General features: G+C 52.7%; 13 protein-coding genes. 5 read left to right on the plus strand and 8 right to left on the minus strand.

Annotated elements, in window-relative coordinates; translation table 11 throughout:
• Positions 1-209: 209 nt before the first annotated feature.
• A complete protein-coding gene (locus KDD30_RS13455; RefSeq protein ID WP_211646301.1) occupies positions 210-2,468 on the minus strand; it encodes a patatin-like phospholipase family protein in 2,259 nt (752 codons plus the stop codon).
• 115 nt (positions 2,469-2,583) lie between these two features.
• Here KDD30_RS13455 and KDD30_RS13460 point away from each other — a divergent pair, with 115 nt between their 5' ends.
• Positions 2,584-4,497, plus strand: coding sequence for a methyl-accepting chemotaxis protein (locus KDD30_RS13460; protein WP_211646302.1), 1,914 nt, complete (start codon positions 2,584-2,586; stop codon positions 4,495-4,497).
• A gap of 203 nt (positions 4,498-4,700) precedes the next feature.
• On the opposite strand, the gene lpdA is transcribed toward KDD30_RS13460, so the two are convergent.
• From lpdA to ampD, 5 genes are all read right to left on the minus strand, one after another.
• The gene (gene lpdA / locus KDD30_RS13465; protein WP_211646303.1) at positions 4,701-6,125 is read right to left on the minus strand and encodes a dihydrolipoyl dehydrogenase; all 1,425 of its coding nucleotides are present in this window, start codon (positions 6,123-6,125) and stop codon (positions 4,701-4,703) included.
• Between the two features lie 186 nt (positions 6,126-6,311).
• Positions 6,312-8,201, minus strand: a complete 1,890-nt coding sequence (gene aceF / locus KDD30_RS13470; protein WP_211646304.1) for a pyruvate dehydrogenase complex dihydrolipoyllysine-residue acetyltransferase — start codon at positions 8,199-8,201, stop codon at positions 6,312-6,314.
• A 12-nt stretch (positions 8,202-8,213) separates the two neighbouring features.
• Positions 8,214-10,877 (minus strand): pyruvate dehydrogenase (acetyl-transferring), homodimeric type, encoded by a 2,664-nt coding sequence (gene aceE / locus KDD30_RS13475; protein WP_211646305.1) that lies wholly within the window; start codon positions 10,875-10,877, stop codon positions 8,214-8,216.
• A 103-nt stretch (positions 10,878-10,980) separates the two neighbouring features.
• Positions 10,981-11,754: a pyruvate dehydrogenase complex transcriptional repressor PdhR gene (pdhR, locus tag KDD30_RS13480; protein ID WP_211646306.1), complete on the minus strand. Its 774-nt coding sequence runs from the start codon at positions 11,752-11,754 to the stop codon at positions 10,981-10,983.
• A 324-nt stretch (positions 11,755-12,078) separates the two neighbouring features.
• Entirely contained in the window at positions 12,079-12,633 is a 555-nt protein-coding gene (gene ampD / locus KDD30_RS13485; protein WP_211649966.1) for a 1,6-anhydro-N-acetylmuramyl-L-alanine amidase AmpD, read from the minus strand.
• A 140-nt stretch (positions 12,634-12,773) separates the two neighbouring features.
• Between ampD and nadC the strand changes: the two genes are divergently transcribed.
• Positions 12,774-13,670 carry a carboxylating nicotinate-nucleotide diphosphorylase gene (nadC, locus tag KDD30_RS13490; protein ID WP_371826045.1) on the plus strand — a complete coding sequence of 299 codons (897 nt, stop codon included), beginning with the start codon at positions 12,774-12,776 and terminating at the stop codon, positions 13,668-13,670.
• A gap of 71 nt (positions 13,671-13,741) precedes the next feature.
• On the opposite strand, the gene glpQ is transcribed toward nadC, so the two are convergent.
• Both glpQ and glpT read right to left on the minus strand, forming a co-directional pair.
• Positions 13,742-14,800: a glycerophosphodiester phosphodiesterase gene (gene glpQ, locus KDD30_RS13495; RefSeq protein ID WP_211646308.1), complete on the minus strand. Its 1,059-nt coding sequence runs from the start codon at positions 14,798-14,800 to the stop codon at positions 13,742-13,744.
• A gap of 94 nt (positions 14,801-14,894) precedes the next feature.
• Complete coding sequence (glpT, locus tag KDD30_RS13500; RefSeq protein ID WP_211646309.1) at positions 14,895-16,256, minus strand: glycerol-3-phosphate transporter; 1,362 nt, start codon at positions 16,254-16,256, stop codon at positions 14,895-14,897.
• 412 nt (positions 16,257-16,668) lie between these two features.
• On the opposite strand from glpT, the gene KDD30_RS24810 reads away from it, so the two are divergent.
• Genes KDD30_RS24810 through KDD30_RS13515 form a run of 3 tightly spaced genes read left to right on the plus strand, consistent with a single transcriptional unit; the run spans position 16,669 to position 20,072 of the window.
• Positions 16,669-17,160: a prepilin-type N-terminal cleavage/methylation domain-containing protein gene (locus KDD30_RS24810; RefSeq protein ID WP_211646310.1), complete on the plus strand. Its 492-nt coding sequence runs from the start codon at positions 16,669-16,671 to the stop codon at positions 17,158-17,160.
• Between the two features lie 3 nt (positions 17,161-17,163).
• Positions 17,164-18,855 carry a GspE/PulE family protein gene (locus tag KDD30_RS13510; protein ID WP_211646311.1) on the plus strand — a complete coding sequence of 564 codons (1,692 nt, stop codon included), beginning with the start codon at positions 17,164-17,166 and terminating at the stop codon, positions 18,853-18,855.
• Positions 18,855-20,072 (plus strand): type II secretion system F family protein, encoded by a 1,218-nt coding sequence (locus tag KDD30_RS13515; protein ID WP_211646312.1) that lies wholly within the window; start codon positions 18,855-18,857, stop codon positions 20,070-20,072. The genes KDD30_RS13510 and KDD30_RS13515 overlap by 1 nt, the downstream gene beginning before the upstream one ends.
• The last annotated feature ends 9 nt before the right edge of the window (positions 20,073-20,081 follow it).

The following is a 20,081-nucleotide window of genomic DNA, read 5'->3' on the forward strand; positions in this document are numbered from 1 at the left end:
TTCCTCTTTTTTCGGTTTAACCAGACGGTTAAACATCCTTGGAAGTGATTGCCCTCTCCGGTTTGCTCGCACGCATTATGCTTGATTCGATTCAGACCTTTATGGCGTGCAGGAGAGACCAAAACCGGTTACGGAGCATATCATTTTTAACGAAACATTAAAATCAGGCTGACTTTTACAACATTCACAAAACAGGAAAAATCCGTTTGCTACAGTTCTCCTCCAAATAACAAATAAAACGAACTTAAATCTTCTGCAGTTTGGCCATATGCCAGAATAAACGGGCCAAACGGTGTCGTAATCCCCGTGAATATACTCCCGGCGTAATAGCCCGGCAGATCAGAAAACGATAAATCTGGATTGTTATATACCCCACCCCACTCCAGAGAGGTCCCCAGATAGACGGAAGAGTTAAACAAACCAAAGTCGTTATCCGTCAGGTGATAACGATACACCAACGCAGAGAACACTTTGTTATTACCGGACAGGCTGTTTTTAGGAATGCCGGACAGGTTCAGAAAACCACCCAGCTCTTTGGGATCGAGCCGCAGATCTTCATCCGAACTGACTTTCCCGTATTCCGCCTTTCCCATCATGGTATGGCGACCAAAAGTATAGGCACCTTTCCATGCGAAATCGAAATGCAGTGCCGTATCCGATAAACGCTGCCCCTGAAAGGTCGCACTGTCGTCTGATGAAGCCACTTCAGCCAGCAGATAATGGCCTTCTTTCGGCAAGGTGAAGTCGTCCAGCGTGTCGAGATTATAACGAAGATACAGTCTGCGACTGCTGCGCTTTTCATTGCCGAGACGCAGGATCCCGGGAAACTCGGTTTCGCCATCACCAATCAGGTATCCCGCCCGGAATTCCTGCCACAAAGCTGGCTGCCAGCCAATCGAACCGTCCAGATGAAAATCACTGAACCGGGCTGCAATAAAGTCGTCGATATTCTTCAGATCCGGCTCTTCACCCGTGACCGTCACATTGGTATTGATGACGTCATAATCAATACCCAGCACAGAAAACCACTCCTGATCGCTGGTAAAGGGAATATACAGCTCAGTCGCAATGCGTTTATCGGATCCATATTCGAGCTCGGTTCGCCACTCAGCCCCTTTTTCTGATAGTCCGGTTGCGGTCAGTGCCAGACCGATGGAGAAATCCGTATTGTTATCGAAGTCATCTTCCAGCGAGAAGCGCATATCAATAAAATTCGGCCCCCAACTTTTGGCTTTGACATCCAGAATCAGAATATGGCGCTCACCGAGGCGCTCAATGCGGTAATCCACCCGCTCAAACCGATCCAGGGCATAGAGATCACGAACACTTTTTTCCAGTTGCTCGGAATCAACTTTCATCCCAGGCTTGAGTTGCAAGCGTTCCAGCAACACTTCATTGGCATAAGGACTGTTGTTGATCAGCTCAATCTGATCAATCCGCCGCCTTTCCAGAAAATCCAGCTGCCGCCGGGCGGCTTGTTTTTGCTCGATATAATCCTGATAGATCGTCGCACTGCCCAAAGCTGCCAGTTGCAGGCGCTGCATCTGGACCGTGTGATAACCGCTGTCGAACGCTTCCGGCATCCGGTTGAAATCTGTGGTCGTGATCCCCTGAATATCCGGCCGCAGCAAAATATCCGCCTGCCCCAGCAGCGCTTCCTGCCTTGCGGCATTATCGCGTACCATAAAATCTGTGAGCTGATCCATCACCACCAGATAATCCGTCAGCTCATCCGCCGTTTTGAAATCGTTACTGATATCCACGGCGATCACTACATCGGCGCCCATCTCTTTCACCACAGAGATCGGCAGATTATTGGTGATCCCGCCATCCACCAGCAACTTGCCATCCAGCATCACCGGTGGCAGCAGTCCCGGCACCGACATACTGGCCTGCATCGCTTCCGCCAGATCGCCACCGGAAAGCACAACGGGTTTCAGATTTTCGATGTCCGTGGCGACAGCACGGAACGGAATGGGTAAGGTATCAAAGCTGGTCATCCAGGGCAGATTACCAGACGTGGTGCGCAGAATTTCACCCATGGTCTGCCCTTGAACAAAGCCTTTGGGCACTTTCACTTCCCAGAATTCGACCCCGAGATCAGTGACGATCTGAAAACGGTCTTCCTGCTGTTTTTCACGGACCCGGCGCTCACTGCGCTTCACCCGGTCTTCGTAACCGGATGCCCAGTCGACCGTATTCAGAATGGCTTCGATTTCATCCGCACTCATACCCGAAGCGTACAATCCGCCCACATAAGCGCCCATGCTGGTGCCGACGATGTAATCGACGGGGATTTGCAACTCTTCCAGAGCTTTGAGGACCCCGACATGGGCAGCCCCTTTTGCCCCTCCGCCCCCCAGCACAAGTCCGACGTGTATACGTTCAGCACTTTTTTGCGATGGCTGTGCTAAAGCAGCGGGAATCGCTGCCGATATCACAAGAAACAATGCAAGAAACCGAAACATCCTTTTTTAAACACCACTTTGGTCACGTGGCCAGTTCCAATAAACTGGCAAATAAATCACAACTAATCCGAACACTTATACCGCAGATATGTCGGTAGCAACAGAGAATTGATGCATGAATATCAAGCACCTTTCCATCAGACAAAAGCTGACGCTGGCGATGAGTATCGCTGTCATCGCTTCCTGTGCACTGGTCAGCTATCTCAGTTTGAGTCAGTCACAACAAATTATTCAGTCCAGATTACTCACCAGTGAACTCCCCACCCGACTGACGCATTTTCGTGATCAGGTGGAATCAGAAGTGAAGCTTCTGCAAAATGCGACCGAGCAACTGGCGTCCAATCGCGCTACCCTCAAATTACTTGAACAACCCGTCAGTGACGCGGACAACCAGCAACTGGTCGATTTGCTCAATCAGCTCAAGGCGCAATACGGGCTGAATGATGCTTCGATTGCCAACCGGGACACCGGCGATTACTGGAACCAGAATGGCTTCCTGCGCCGCCTGAACCGCAATCAGGATAACTGGTTTTTTGGTTTTCGTGACAGCAACGAGTCAAGAATGGTTCAGGTCTTCCGGGAAGCCAATGGCGAACTGAAACTCTTTGTCAATTTCCAGCAGATCAACGGCAAAGGAATGTCCGGTTTTTCCCGCTCTTTCAATGATATGGCGAACTTATTGTCTCAATTAAAATTAGAGCAGAGCGGTTTTGTTGTCCTGACTGATGCCAAGGGTGTGATCCAGCTCGATCCCAACAACCGCAATCCAGACAAGTCTCGCTTAACCGACCGCTTCGGTGCCGACAGCCGGATTCTGCTCGAAAAGCAATCCTTTAACCTGTTCACGACAGAGCACAATGGCGAGCAACTGCTACTGGCTTCCAGCTATATTCCGTCCATGAACTGGTTTGTCATTGCGCAGGTGCCTGAACATGAAGTGTTTGCTGAACTGAATGAAACCCGGAATCACGTCATTTTACTGGTGATCCTGACCACGCTGGCCTTTATCGGTCTGGCTGTTTATCTGAGCCAGACCATTACCCGCCCGATTCAGCAGGCCGCCAACACCTTCCGTGAACTGGGTGAAGGCGATGGCGATCTAAGCCGGCGAATCCCGGTTTCCGGACGAGATGAAATTGCACAGCTGGGCGAAGGCTTCAACGCCTTTGCCAACAAGATTCATGCACTGGTGGCCGACATTGCCAGCACCGGGACCGATCTGCGGGTTGCTGCAGAGCAGGTTTCTGAGCATGCACAGTCGACGCTCACGCACAGTCAGTATCAGCGGGATCGCACCGTGCAAGTCGCAACCGCGATTAATGAAATGGGGGCAACGGTCAGCGAAATCGCCGGAAACGCCGCTTATGCTGCTGAATCAGCATCACAGGCAACCTCTGCCACCAGCAATGGTCAGCAGGTCGTTCTGAGTGCGCAGGACAGTATTGAACAGCTGGCCAGCGACATGAACAACATGGCCCGGGTCATCAGTGATCTGGCCGATAACACCGTAGCGATTGGCGGCATTCTGGAAGTCATTCGTGGGGTGTCGGAGCAAACCAACCTGCTGGCACTCAATGCCGCGATCGAAGCAGCCCGTGCCGGAGAACAGGGCCGTGGCTTTGCAGTGGTTGCTGAAGAAGTCCGTAATCTGGCCAGCCGGACAGCGAAATCAACGGATGAGATTCAGACCATGATTGACCGTCTGCAGCAGGAAGCACAGAACGCCGTTCAGGCAATGCAGAACAGTCAGCAGCTCACTGAAGCCGGGACGCAGGCGTCTCACGATGCCACCAAGGCTCTGCAGTTGATCAATGACCAAATCATGCAAATTTCGGATCTGAATACTCAGGTTGCGACCGCAACCGAAGAGCAATCCACTGTGGTCAGCGATATCAATATCAACATCGAAGATATCAACGAAAATACCCAACGGACGTCCGAAACAGCCAACGAGATGGTCACAGCCAGCCAAAATCTGCACGCACTGTCAGTTCGTCTGGAGCGTATGGTCAGTAGTTTCAAACAGTAATCAGTTTTTACAGCCTCTGATACGAGCCCTGAACACTCCTCCGCCATCACACATGGAAGGAGGAGCAAAAGCGGCGAGCCTCTGCGCCCTTCGCTGGCATCTTTCGCCACAAGACAGCAGGCACCGAAAGCCATAACCCAGGCTCAGAACGTAAAAAAGCGCCCGATGGGCGCTTTTTTCATGCGTTCAGAAAAGGTAAGAACTTACTTTTTCTTCTTCGCTTTTGCGTTTGGCAGGTCAGTGATCGAACCTTCGAACACTTCCGCAGCCAGACCAACAGACTCGTGCAGAGTCGGGTGCGCGTGGATGGTCAGCGCGATGTCTTCAGCATCACAGCCCATCTCGATTGCCAGACCGATTTCGCCCAGCAGCTCACCACCGTTGGTACCCACAATGGCACCACCGATGACGCGGTTGGTGTCTTTGTCGAAGATCATCTTCGTCATACCGTCGGCACAGTCAGAAGCAATCGCACGGCCAGAGGCTGCCCATGGGAAGGTTGCAACTTCGTAGTTGATGCCTTCTGCTTTCGCTTCTTTCTCAGTCTTACCCACCCAAGCCACTTCTGGCTCAGTGTACGCAATAGAAGGAATGACTTTCGGGTCGAAGTAATGCTTCTTACCGGCAATCACTTCAGCAGCCACGTGACCTTCATGCACACCTTTGTGCGCCAGCATTGGCTGACCCACAACGTCGCCGATTGCGAAGATGTGTGGGACGTTGGTCCGCATTTGCTTGTCAGTGTTGATGAAACCACGCTCATCAACAGCAACACCCGCTTTCTCAGCGTCGATCAGCTTACCGTTTGGTGTACGGCCAATCGCAACCAGAACTGCATCATAACGAACAGGCTCAGCAGGTGCTTTCTTGCCTTCCATTGAAACGTAGATGCCGTCTTCCTTCGCTTCAACCGCAGTCACTTTGGTTTCCAGCATCAGGTTGAACTTCTTGCTGATACGCTTGGTGAAAACTTTCACGATGTCTTTGTCTGCCGCAGGGATCACCTGGTCAAACATTTCAACCACGTCGATCTGAGAGCCCAGTGCATCATACACAGTCCCCATTTCCAGACCGATGATACCGCCACCCATGACCAGCAGTTTCTCAGGAACTTCTTTCAGTTCCAGCGCGTCTGTGGAGTCCCAGATACGTGGGTCTTCATGCGGGATAAATGGCAGCTCGATCGGACGAGAACCTGCAGCGATGATCGCGTTATCGAAGTTCACTGTGGTAGCTTCTTCGCCTTCAACAACGATGGTGTTCGGACCGGTAAATTTACCGTAACCGTTCACAACCGTCACTTTACGCATTTTCGCCATACCACCCAGACCGCCAGTCAGCTGGTTGATGACTTTTTCTTTCCAGATGCGGATCTTGTTGATGTCAGTTTGCGGCTCACCGAAGACCACGCCGTGCTCAGCCATGGCTTTTGCTTCTTCGATGACTTTCGCGACGTGCAGCAGTGCTTTCGATGGGATACAACCCACGTTCAGGCACACGCCACCCAGCGTGCTGTATTTTTCAATCAGAACCGTTTCCAGACCTAAGTCTGCGCAACGGAAAGCGGCAGAGTAACCGGCAGGACCTGAGCCTAGAACTACGACCTGGGCTTTAATTTCTTTACTCATTATTGACCTCGTTGTAAGTCATCTATCCCTAAACTGGCTGTAAGGCAGAATGCGTTATTTTTTATTTTCAGACCGCGCAACAGTTTACAGACCTGTTATCACCCTGAAAAGGAAAATGGCATTCCCTGTGAGCCAGGCAACAATTCCTTGCCCGTCATACGGGCAAGGAATCTCGGGTCATACCTTTTACAGCACCAGGCGACGAATGTCGGACAGCATGCCATTCAGGTAAGTAATGAAGCGTGCACCTTCTGCACCATCGATCACACGGTGATCGTAAGACAGTGACAGTGGCAGCATCAGGCGAGGTTCAAAGTCCTTGCCGTTCCAAACAGGTTTCATCTCAGACTTAGACACACCCAGGATGCCGACTTCCGGTGCATTCACGATTGGTGTGAATGCAGTACCACCCAGGCCACCCAGGCTTGAGATGGTGAAGCAGCCGCCCTGCATGTCTGCAGCCGTCAGTTTACCTGCACGCGCTTTCTTAGAAACAACCATCAGTTCTTCAGACAGCTCGTAGATGCCTTTCTTGTTCACATCTTTGAACACTGGCACAACCAGGCCGTTTGGCGTGTCTACCGCGATACCAACGTTCACGTATTTCTTCAGGATCAGGCTCTCACCGTCTTCAGACAGAGAAGAGTTGAACGCAGGGAAGGCTTCCAGCGCCTTCGCAACAGCTTTCATGATGAACACCAGCGGGGTGATCTTCATGCCTGAATCTTTCTTCGCTTCGATGGCATTCTGCTCTTTACGGAATGCTTCCAGCGCCGTGATATCAGCGTTATCCCACTGAGTCACATGCGGGATCATCACCCAGTTACGGTGCAGGTTCGCGCCAGAGATCTTCTTGATGCGAGACAGTGGCTGAACTTCAGTGTCACCGAACTTGCTGAAATCAACTTTCGGCCAAGGCAGCAGACCCAGAGCGGCGCCGTCGCCTTTACCAGATGCCGCAGCACCAGATTCCAGACGCTTCAGTGCTTCTTTCACGTAGCTCTGTACGTCTTCTTTCAGAACGCGGTTCTTACGGCCAGTGCCTTTGACTTTCGCCAGGTTCACGCCGAATTCACGCGCCAGACGACGCACAACCGGAGACGCGTGAGCATACTCGTTGTTTTCAACGAAATCGCCAGTCGCTGCTGGTGCTTCTGCTTTCGCAGCCGGTGCGGCTGCAGGCGCTGCCGCTGGAGCTGGTGCGGCTGCCTGAGGCGCTGCCGCTGAGGCTGCACCGGCAACTTCGAACACCATGATCAGAGAGCCGGTTGACACTTTGTCGCCCGTCGCGATCTTGATTTCTTTCACTTTACCTGCGAATGGTGCAGGAACTTCCATTGAAGCTTTGTCGCCTTCCACAGTGATCAGAGATTGCTCTTCTTCCACCATGTCGCCAACTGCAACCATGATTTCAGTGACTTCAACTTCGTCGCCACCGATATCCGGTACGTTCACTTCTTTGTCAGCCGCGGCTGCTGGTGCAGCTGCAGCTGCAGGCGCTGCTTCAGCAACTGGCGCCGGTGCCGCTGCACCAGAACCTGCCACTTCGAACACCATGATCAGAGAGCCAGTAGACACTTTGTCACCGGAAGCGATCTTGATTTCTTTCACGGTACCTGCGAATGGCGCAGGCACTTCCATCGACGCTTTGTCGCCTTCAACCGTAATCAGAGACTGCTCTTCTGACACGCTGTCGCCAACAGCAACCATGATTTCAGTGACTTCAACTTCGTCGCCACCGATATCCGGTACGTGAACTTCTTTCAGTTCAGCAGCGGCTGGTGCTGCAGGGGCTGCGGCCGATGCTGCTTCTGCAGCTGGCGCAGGTGCAGCCGCGGCTGCACCCTCTGCTTCAAACACCATGATCAAAGAACCGGTCGATACTTTGTCGCCCGCAACCACTTTGATCTCTTTGACAGTACCCGCTTGAGAAGCAGGCACTTCCATAGACGCTTTGTCACCTTCAACAGTGATCAGCGACTGTTCTTCTTCGATCTTGTCGCCAACGCTGACCAGGATCTCAGTAACTTCAACCTCATCAGCACCGATGTCTGGTACAAAAATTTCGATTGCCATGTTTATTGCCTCTTACGCGTAAAGCGGGTTGATCTTGTCTGCGTCAATGTTGAATTTCTTGATTGCTTCTGCAACAACAGATTTCTCAACATCACCGCGCTTCGCCAGCTCAGTCAGCGCTGCAACAACCACGTAACCAGCGTTCACTTCGAAGTGACGACGCAGGTTTTCACGGCTGTCAGAGCGGCCAAAGCCATCAGTACCCAGAACCTTGTAAGATTCAGCCGGGATGAAAGCACGAACCTGATCCGCGTAGTTTTTCATGTAGTCAGTTGCTGCGATTGCTGGCTCAGTCCCCATCACTTCAGCGATGTAAGCGACTTTCTGCTCAGCTTCTGGATGCAGCATGTTGAAGCGTTCTGCGTCCTGACCGTCACGAGCCAGCTCGTTGAACGAGGTCACAGAGAACACGTCAGATGCAACGCCGTAGTCGTCACTCAGGATTTGAGCGGCTTTACGCACTTCGTTCATGATGGTACCGGAGCTCAGCAGCTGAACTTTCGATGTCGCACCCGCGTAAGATTCCAGCTTGTAGATACCCTTACGGATACCTGCTTCAGCGCCTTCTGGCATTGCTGGCATCGCATAGTTTTCGTTCATCAGCGTCAGGTAGTAGAACACGTTCTCCTGCTCGCCGTACATGCGACGGATACCGTCTTGCATGATGACTGCAACTTCGTATGCGAAAGTTGGATCGTAAGAAATACAGTTCGGGATGGTGTTTGCCATGATGTGGCTGTGACCATCTTCGTGCTGCAGACCTTCACCGTTCAGGGTTGTACGACCCGCAGTTGCACCCAGCAGGAAGCCGCGTGCCTGTTGGTCACCCGCCATCCACGCCATGTCGCCAACACGTTGGAAGCCGAACATTGAGTAGTAGATGTAGAACGGAATCATTGGCAGGTCGTTGGTGCTGTAAGAGGTTGCCGCAGCGACCCACGAAGACATCGCACCCAGCTCGTTAATCCCTTCCTGCAGAACCTGACCTGCTGTGTCTTCTTTGTAGTAAGACACGATGTCACGGTCTTGTGGTGTGTAGTTCTGGCCGTGCGGGTTGTAGATACCGATTTGACGGAACAGACCTTCCATACCGAACGTACGCGCTTCATCTGCAATGATTGGCACAACGTTCTTACCGATGTTCTTGTTCTTCAGCAGCACGTTCAGTGCACGAACAAAGCCCATGGTGGTTGAGATATCACGCTTCTGCTCTTCCAGCAGCGGCTTGAATTCTTCCAGCTCAGGTGCAATGAACGCTTGCGTCGAGTTTGGCAGACGCTTCGGTGTGTAACCGTGCAGTGCCTGACGACGTGCGTGCAGGTATTCGTGCTCTTTTGAACCTTCTTCCAGTTTCAGGTAAGGCAGGCTCTTCACGTCTTCTTCAGACACCAAGTCTTGCAGACCCAGACGGTCGCGCAGGTGCAGAACATGCGTCATGTCCATTTTCTTCACCTGGTGCGCAATGTTCTTCCCTTCGGCAGCTTCACCCATACCATAACCTTTCACGGTCTTGGCCAGGATCACCGTTGGCTTGCCTTGGGTGTCTTGTGCGTTCTTGAACGCAGCGTACAGTTTAGAAGACTCGTGACCACCACGCTTCAGCGCGAAAATCTCGTCGTCAGTCATGTCTGCAACCAGTGCAGCAGTTTCAGGGTACTTACCGAAGAAGTGCTCACGTACGTAAGCGCCGTCTTTCGCCTTGAACGTCTGGTAGTCACCATCGATGGTTTCGTTCATCAGCTGCAGCAGTTTACCTGTGGTATCTTTTGCCAGCAGTGAATCCCAGTTGTTGCCCCAGATCACTTTCACAACGTTCCAGCCAGCACCTTTAAACAGGCCTTCCAGCTCTTGGATGATCTTGCCGTTACCCATAACCGGACCGTCAAGACGCTGCAGGTTACAGTTGATCAGGAAGCACAGGTTGTCCAGTTTCTCACGCGCAGCGAAAGAAATCGCACCACGTGATTCTGGCTCATCCATCTCACCGTCGCCCAGGAACGCGTAAACGCGCTGAGCAGAGGTATCTTTCATACCACGGCCGTGCAGATATTTCAGGAAGCGCGCCTGATAGATAGAGGCAATCGGACCCAGACCCATAGATACAGTCGGGAACTGCCAGAACTCAGGCATCAGTTTCGGGTGCGGGTAAGAAGACAGACCTTTGCCGTCCACTTCCTGACGGAAGTTATCCAGTTGATCTTCAGTCAGACGACCTTCAACGAAGGCACGGGAGTAGATACCCGGAGAGATGTGACCTTGATAGTAAACCAGGTCGCCACCGTCAGTCTCATTCGATGCGCGGAAGAAGTGGTTAAAGCACACTTCGTAGAAAGCCGCAGAAGACTGGAAAGAAGCCATGTGGCCACCCAGCTCCAGATCTTTCTTGGAAGCACGCAGTACGATCATCACAGCGTTCCAGCGGATAATTGCACGGATACGGCGTTCCAGAGTGGTGTCACCCGGGTACGCAGGCTCTTGCGCCGAAGGAATGGTATTGATGTAGTTGGTGGTGATGCCAGTCGGCATGTCGACACCATCCAGACGAGCTTTTTCCAGCACTTGCTCCAGCAGGTACTGTGCGCGCTCTACACCTTCTTCACGAACGACGGACTCCAGGGCTGCTAGCCACTCTTGAGTCTCCAGTGCGTCCACGTCATGCTTCATGACTTCAGACATGCGATCTATCCTTTCGTTGATATTCTACAAAACTAGGGTTTTTAGTTGCCCCTAACAATGTCGCGACTGTTTGATACCGACCTCGGCTTATATGAGGGAGGTATTAATCCAGCCCATCCTTGCGTTGTTGAATCCTGCGAAGAGAGCGTTCACGTCGACTGTCTTCCAGGGTTAAATCCAACAATGTTTCCTCGATATAAGCCAAATGTGCATGCGATGCTTCTCGCGCCATTTCCGGCTGACCGGAAACGATCGCATGCACAATGTCGGCTCGATGCTTGCTCACCTTCTCCACCACCTCAGGGCGACGGTTCAGGAGTTCAAAGTTTTGGTATACGTTTTGCTCCAGCAATGGGGCGAGACTGCGGATGATATGCAGCAAGACCAGATTATGAGCGGATTCTGTCACCGCAATCAGATATTGCATGACTGCGGCAGCTTCAGACTTCAAATCTCCCTGTTGCTGGGCTTCCTGTATCCGGCTGTGACAGTCACGGATACGGTCAAAATCTTCTTCGTTGCCTCGCAGGGCTGCGTAGTAAGCCGCCAACCCTTCCAGGGCATGACGTGACTCGAGTAAATCAAGCTGTGTTTCAGGGTGTGCTGCCAGTAAGTCCAGCAATGGATCAGAAAAGCTTTGCCATAACTGATTGGAGACAAAGGTGCCGCCACCCTGACGACGGGTCAGCAGATGCTTGGCTTCTAAGCGTTGAATGGCTTCGCGGACTGAAGGACGAGATACGTCAAATTGCCGCGCTAACTCTCGTTCGGGCGGCAGTTGGTGTCCGGGGGACCAGATCCCCTCCAGAATCAGTCGCTCAAGCTCCTGCTCAATGACATCCGAGAGCTTGGCTTGGCGGATACGCTTATAAGTCATTTAGATGCTTCTGCTTCTTGTATTTTTTTGTCTGACAGCTCGACCCTGCGACCGGTTAATTGGTCATACCAATTTAACTATATACAGAAATTTTACAGAAATAATTGAGGATGTCTACCGACAACTTGATACACGTCAAAGCCAAAGAGAGGTGCAAAAATCCTCTCGCACAGGCTGAAAAGCCAAAAATTATGGCAACTTTAGACTAAATTTCCGTATGTTGCGAACCAGAACCGGATAAAAAGTTAATGGTCAGACCTATTTATTAACAAAAGATTCACAATAAGAAATGTGTCAATTTTTGTAAAACATCCCAAAAATTTTTTAATCTTTCAGCGCTGTTTTATAACGATGCCAGTCAAACGCCAGTCCGGGATCCGTTTTCCGACCCGGTGCAATAAACTCATGACCGGTAATTCTGGGGCGGGTAATCGCCGGATAGGTTTTCATCAGTGCAAGCGTCAGTGCTTTAAGCGTGTCGTATTGCGCCGGGGTGTATGGCATCGTATCCGTGCCTTCCAGTTCAATGCCGATCGAAAAGTCATTGCACTTCGCCCGTCCCTCAAATTCAGACACACCTGCATGCCAGGCACGTGCATTGAATGGCACGAACTGAATCACTTCGCCATCACGTCGGATCAGGCAATGGGCAGAGACGCGCAACTGATGAATTTCCGCAAAGTAAGGATGTTCTGCCGGATCCAGCTGGCCGGTAAACAGCTGCTCTATATAAGGACCGCCAAACTGCCCTGGCGGCAGACTGATGTTATGGATCACCAGCAAGGTAATGTCAGCCTCTGTGGCTCTGGCATCATGAAACGGGGAAGGAACCTGCCTGACCGCGTTCAGCCAGTGGTCATCATTGATAGAAAACGCCATCGCTTTGCCTGCCTGTAATGATTCAATCAGCGCCAAGCATAAAACCACAGTCGCCCGCACTCAACCTGTGAATACCTTCCCCTTGTCTGCATCTCACAGTATGATCAGCATTCAGCGCTTCAGTCATGACGGAAAAGACAATGAACCCTACAGAACAAAAACACGATTCTGAATCACGCCTTGCCTACCTGCGCCAGCAATTGCCGGAAGATATCAGCCGCAACGTAGCCGATGCCCTGCGGGAAGATTTGGGTGGTGAAATTGATGCCAGCCGAGATATCACGGCCAGCCTGATCCCGGCAGACAGTCAGGGAGAAGCCACCATTATTACCCGCGAGCACGGTGTGTTTTGCGGCAGCCTGTGGGCGGATGAAGTCTTCCGTCAGCTCGGCAGCGAAGTTGAGATTGAATGGCAGGTCAGTGACGGGGATCCGGTGGCGCCCAATCAGGTGCTTTGCATACTGCGTGGCCCTGCCCGTATCCTGCTGACCGGTGAGCGCAATGCCATGAACTTTATCCAGACCTTGTCCGGTTGCGCGACGCAGGTTGCGCATTACGCCGACCTGCTGGACGGCACTGAGACCCGCCTGCTGGATACCCGTAAAACGATTCCGGGTCTGCGCAACGCGCTGAAATATGCGGTTGCCTGCGGCGGTGGTTACAATCACCGTATCGGTGTCTTCGATGCCTATCTGATCAAAGAAAACCACATCATTGCCTGCGGTGGGATCAAACAGGCTGTTGAAACAGCCAAACAACTGAATCCGGGGAAACCTGTTGAAGTTGAAACTGAAAGTCTGGATGAGCTGAAACAAGCCATTGAGGCCGGTGCCGACATCGTCATGCTGGATAATTTCTCTACCGAGATGATGCGCGAAGCCGTGGCACTGAATCAGGGGCAAGTCGCGCTGGAGGTGTCCGGCAATGTGACCGACGAGACCCTGCGGACGTTTGCCGAAACCGGTGTTGACTATATTTCGGTCGGCGCGCTGACCAAGCATGTGCGTGCGATGGATCTGTCGATGCGATTCAAGTAAACACCACGAAGCTGAAAAACAAAGGGAGCGCCGATGCGCTCCCTTTTTCATGATGAACCCACTTGATCCGATTAACCGCGATTCAGGAAAGACACGGCTTTGTCCGGGAAGTCGGTGAAGACACCATCCACTTTCACTTTGTTGTAAAACACGTCCAGCATGCCATCAAAGTTCTCTGCGTATGGTGCAATTCGGCCCTCATCAGCACGGAAGGTATACGGGTGAACCACCAGACCAGCAGACTTGGCTGCTTTCATCAGCGGCAGGATGATCAGGTTGTCTTGGGTTGACTTATCATCCACCAGCATGGGTTTCCATGGACCGATGCCGTCTGCATACTCAGCCACTTTCTTCATGCCGCCTTTTTCATACATCCAGTCGTAGTTGTACGGCGTGGCTTCTTTACCCTGATACACCATGGTCTCGTTCCAGTCGGTGTAGGCCATCAGCTGAACCAGCTTCAGATCCATCTCCATTTTCGGCATCAGCTCGTTATGAATGCGCTTGAGCTCAATCGGGTCAAAGCATTGCACAAAAGCTTTGTCGTCTTTGCTGTCGTAGCCGTATTCTTTCAGGACTTTCAGCAGCGCTTTCGAGATATCTTTCCCTTCATGGCGATGGAACCAAGGCGCTTTGATTTCAGGATAGATACCGATGTCATAACCCAGTGTTTTGTTCAGGCCCTGAATCAACTCGATTTCTTCTGCCAGTGTCGGCACCGTAAAAGAAGACTTCCACAGCGGGAAACGATTCGGATAACCTGCGACTTTGTTGCCGTCCTGATCAATGTTGAAACCTTCAGTCAGTTTCAATCCCTTGATTTCAGCCAGCGTAAAGTCAATCGCGTAATAGCGGCCATCAGCACGCGCACGGTCCGGATACTGCTCTGCTACGTCCGTCACGCGGTCCAGATAATGATCATGCAGCACCACCAGCTGGTCGTCTTTAGTCATCACCACATCCTGCTCGATGTAGTCCGGCTTCATGGCATAAGCCATTGCTTTGGCTTCCAGCGTATGTTCCGGCAGATATCCTGATGCACCCCGGTGCGCAATCACCAGTGGATCCGCAAAAGCTGCTGAAGAAAGAGTCATTGCAGCCATTGATAAGCCAATTACGTTTAGTTTCATATTTTTATCCATATTTTGTTTGTCAGACGCCATAAAACAACGGGCCGTCACTCATATGAAACGGCCCGTATACATTGAAAATTAAAGCAAAATCTTAAGCAATCGCTTGCTCACGTTCTTTTTGCTTATGATGTGCGCGTTCGCCCACAAAGGCGTACATCAGGAAGATAATGGATGCGACACAAGAGCCAACCAGCACCATGAAGCCGCCATCCCAGCCGAAGTGATCCACGGTGTAACCCAGGATCGCATTCGCCGCGACAGCACCACCCAGATACCCAAACAGACCCGTCAGACCTGCCGCTGTACCCGCCGCTTTCTTCGGTGCCAGCTCCAGAGCATAAAGGCCGATCAGCATCACCGGGCCGTAGATCAGGAAACCGATGGCTACCAGAGCCAGCATGTCCACGGTCGGGTTACCTGCCGGGTTGAACCAGTACACCAGAACAGCCAGCGTCACCAGCACCATAAACAGAATCCCTGCCGGCGCACGACGGCCTTTGAACAGTTTGTCGGAAATCCAGCCGCACAGCAGGGTGCCCGGAATACCGGCCCACTCATACAGGAAATAAGCCCAGGACGACTTATCTACGGTAAACTCCTTGGCTTCTTTCAGATAAACCGGCGCCCAGTCCAGTACGCCGTAGCGAATCAGATAAACAAAGGCATTAGCGATGGCAATAGACCAAAGCAGCTTGTTTGAGAAGACATACTTGAAGAAGATTTCTTTCGCCGTCATCTCGGTTTCATGCGACTTGTCGTAATCATCCGGATAATCGTTTTTGTACTCTTCAATAGGCGGCAGACCGCAAGATTGCGGGGTATCTCGCACAGTCATCCAAATGAAAACAGCAACCAGCAAAGCGAAGAAAGCAGGAACATAAAATGCAGCGCGCCAGTCATCCTGAAAAGCCCACAAACCCAGCAGGAACAGCGGACCGATCAGACCCCCACCCACGTTATGGGCAACGTTCCAGACCGAAACAATTTCGCCCCGTTCTTTGCGGGACCACCAATGCACCATCGTCCGGCCACAGGCTGGCCACCCCATGCCCTGAAACCAGCCATTCAAGAACAGCAGGATAAACATGGCGGTAATACTGCCGGTCGCCCAGGGCATAAAACCGAAGCAGAACATCACCAGTGCAGACATCAGCAGACCGGCACTCAGGAAATAACGCGGATCCGAACGGTCAGACACGCTGCCCATCAGGAATTTAGATAAACCGTAAGAAATGGACACTGCAGCCAGCGCCACACCCAGATCACCACGGCTGAAGCCCTGCTCAATCAGGTATGGCATGGCCAGACTGAAGTTTTTACGAACCAGATAATAGCCGGCGTAGCCGACAAAAATTCCGATGAAGAGTTGCCAGCGAAGGCGGGTAAAGGTGCTGTCGACCTGATCAGCAGCAAGCTGTGGCCGATGCGCCTTGGGTTTGAATATTCCAAACATTCAGACGAAACCTCATTATTATGTTTATTTGCGATGGTGTTTTTTGAGCGAGTGAGCGTATTCATTAGTAAGAAGAATGTAAATACTTTCGTTTTTGCTCATCGTTACGCTGTGATCTGAGTTATATATTCACAAACACACATAAATAATGAGTGTTTTTCAACAGTTGAAGTGTCCCCTTCAAAATGCGGCCTGATGCATGCCAGACGAAATCAATCTGCGAAACGCTCAGTCATGGCGCCAGGCAGCTGTTGCAGCCTGCGCTTTCGAAACATCTCCAGAAAAGTTCTGCAAAGTTCTTCACGATTACTTTTCAGTTTGAACAGAACCGGGAAACGGCCCCGTCAACCTTCCGCCAGAAAGTATCCTGCATAAGCTGGCAGCCCAATTGAACTCATGGAGAGAACCTGCAATGCCTGTCTCCCGCGGATTTACCCTGATCGAGCTGATGATCGTTGTTGCCATTGTCAGCGTTCTTGCTGCTTTCGCCATGCCCGCTTATCAGGGTTATACCCAACGCGCGCATGCGACAGAAATGCTGCATGCCAGTACGGCCATGAAAACTGCCGTCAGTCTTTGCCTGCTGACCCGACCGGTGTCCGGCACCTCCCAGACCATTGACTGCCGGAGTGGCCACAATGGTGTGCCACCCAGTCAGCAGTTCCGCAAACCCAACGGCGAAGGCTTTGACATTGAATCCAGAGTCACAGCAACCCGCTCTGGCTCAGCGCTGACCTTTAGTGAAGAAGCCATGGTTGTCGCACAGATTCCAACCGGATTCAGAAAAGGAGCTTTACCCGCCAACCTGCAAGTTCAGTTACATCCTGCCGGGGGTGAGCATGGTCTGATCTGGGAAACCCGCTGTGAGGGTGATGATCAGGCCCGCTTCTGTCCGGGGAACTGATGAATGACACACGCATTATTGTCTGCCTTAACGCACGCCAGTCTACTGACAACCACCGAGCGCCAGCAGGTCAATCAAGCCGCTGAACAAAACGGTACAGGTGTGCATGCGTCTTTAATCGACACCGGCCTGTTTACCGACCGTGAGCTGGCCCGTCACTTAGCGCACCTGTTTTCTTTGCCGCTGACCGATGTGCATCAGTACGATTACCAGCCTCTGTGCCATCAGCTGGCACTCCGGCCATTAATCGAAAGACACCGGGTGCTGCCTCTCTCGCAGGATCAGGATGTCCTGTACCTCGGCATTGCCGATCCGACCGAGACTCAGTGCATCGACGAATGCCGCTTTATCACCGGTTTGTCGGTACGTCCGCTGCTGTTACCTTTGCAGCAACTGGAACATGCGATTCAGCGTGTCTACGGACAACAGATCACCAGTACACTGACCACCGGCCCTGTCCGGAGCGACGAGTTTGTCTCCCAGGATGCGAACCCTGAGGTCACAGCCGATCCGGACCCGCAGGAAGATGCACCCGTCAGCCGCTACCTGAACCAATTGCTGCTGGATGCAATACGACGCAAAGCTTCAGATATCCACATTGAACCCTTTGAGCAGAACTGCCATATCCGATTCCGCTGCGACGGCCTGTTACTCCGCTACGCCTCGCCTCCACCCGAGTTTGCCGTTCGCCTGGTCGCCCGGCTGAAAATTCTGGCGCGACTGAATATTGCAGAGCGCCGCCTGCCACAGGATGGCCGGTTTCGCCTGCCGCTGAGTCAGGCCCTGACCGTGGATATGCGCCTGTCTACAATACCGGCGCAATGGGGCGAAAAAGCTGTCCTCCGGCTGCTCGATCATCAGCATGTTCCGCTCTCTTTTGAACATCTGGGATTCACCGCATCCCAGCAGCGTGCACTGCAGGAGGTACTGGACAAACCCCAGGGGTTAGTTCTGGTGACCGGCCCGACCGGCAGCGGGAAAACCCAGTCCCTCTATGCGGGTCTGAATTACCTGAATCAGGAACACCGCAATCTCTGCACCGCAGAGGATCCGGTTGAGATCCAGCTGACCGGGGTGAATCAGTTGCAAATCAACCCGGCCATCGGGCTGGATTTTTCATCCGCCCTCAGATCCTTTCTGCGTCAGGATCCGGATGTGATGATGATTGGAGAAATCCGGGATCAGGAGACCGCAACCATGGCTGTACGTGCGGCGCAAACCGGCCATCTCGTCCTGTCGACCCTGCACACAAACTCAGCCGCCGATACCCTGAACCGGCTAAGGCACCTCGGTATTGCTACCTATGATCTCGGTACCTCCCTCAGCCTGATCATTGCCCAGCGGCTGGTCCGCTGCCTGTGCCCGCACTGTAAACAGACAACCCCACCCCCACCTTTTCTGCAACCGCACCTTCCGGCGGATACCACAACTCTCTTCACAGCCCATCCGAAGGGATGCGAACGATGTAATCAGGGATACCTCGGCCGAACTGGTCTCTTTGAACTCTGCCTGCCAGAAAAACAGCGGATCGACACAGAATCCCCCACCCCCTTGATGCGCTATCAGTGTGTGGCACAACACACCCTGATCGCCGCGGGGCTACGACTGTTGAGTGAAGGCACCACCTGTGTGAGCGAGCTTCAGCGTGTGCTTGGGCTGGACGACTTACAGACACCTTCGAGTGAGGCTGGCTGATGACCACAGGGCAATTGCACTATTACCGATGGCGGGGCCGTCAGCACAATGGCCGCACAATTCGTGGACTGGCTGTTGCTTACCATCCCCGAGACATTGCGCTGCAACTGAAAGCACAGCACACGGTTCTGCTGGATGTCCAGAAGCGAAAGCCGGGCTGGCTGACCCGCCGACGCCACCAGTTGCGTTCACAGGACCTGACCCAAATACTGCGCCAGCTGGGTATTTTACTCAATGCCTCGCTGCCAATGTCCAACGCGCTGACACTGCTGGCGCAGGAACAAACTCGCATGGAAGCCGGTTCACTCCTTCACCGGGTTCAGTCTCAGGTCGCCACCGGGATCCCGCTTTCGGCTGCACTTCGCCAGTCTCTGCCGACTCAGGACAGCACCGTGGACAGTTTACTCACTGCGGGCGAACACGCAGGTCTGCTCCCGGAAATGCTGCAACAAATCGCCGCCTATCGTGAACGCTTCCATGCCCTGCAACGTCAGTTACAGCAGGCCATGATTTACCCGGTCGTCGTCTGCATGATTGCACTAGCCGTCACCCTCCTGATGCTGCTCTGGGTCATGCCGCAATTTGTCAGCCTATATGCCAGTATGGACCAGCAATTGCCCGGGTTAACCCGCACCGTTTTGGCTCTGTCTGAAATCATTGCACGCCGGGGCCTGCCCTTCAGCCTGTTCGCCATCCTGCTTGGCTGGCTCTGCCACAGACAGTATCGGCGTTCATTGTCATGGCAACAAAAGCTCCACTGCCTGGGGTTACGCATGCCTGTAATCGGCCCGCTCTGGCACAGTGCCGTCCAGGCCAGATTCACCCGGACACTGGGGCTGACCTTTCAGGCGGGTGTCCCGCTGCTGACCGGCATCCGGCTTGCCGCGGCCACCTGCGGAAACCGGGAACTCACGCAGGCTTACCTGACTGCAGCCCATCAGGTCTCCGCCGGGCAGTTCCTGAGTCAGTCTCTGCGGCAGCACCCCCTGATCCCGGATCGACTGGTTCAGATGATCCGGGTAGGCGAGGAAACCGGCCAACTCGGTGAACTGCTGCTCAAGATTGCGGAACAAGAAGACAGTGCTCTCACCCATCGTCTGAAAACCCTCACCACCCTGACTGAACCCATCCTCATCCTGACCATCGGCCTGCTGGTCGGCACCCTGTTACTTGCCATGTATCTGCCGGTCTTCGATTTGATGAAAGTGGTTGGATAACTCGCGACA

The organism is Photobacterium sp. GJ3 (genome assembly GCF_018199995.1).
In the GTDB taxonomy this organism is placed as follows: Bacteria; Pseudomonadota; Gammaproteobacteria; order Enterobacterales; family Vibrionaceae; genus Photobacterium.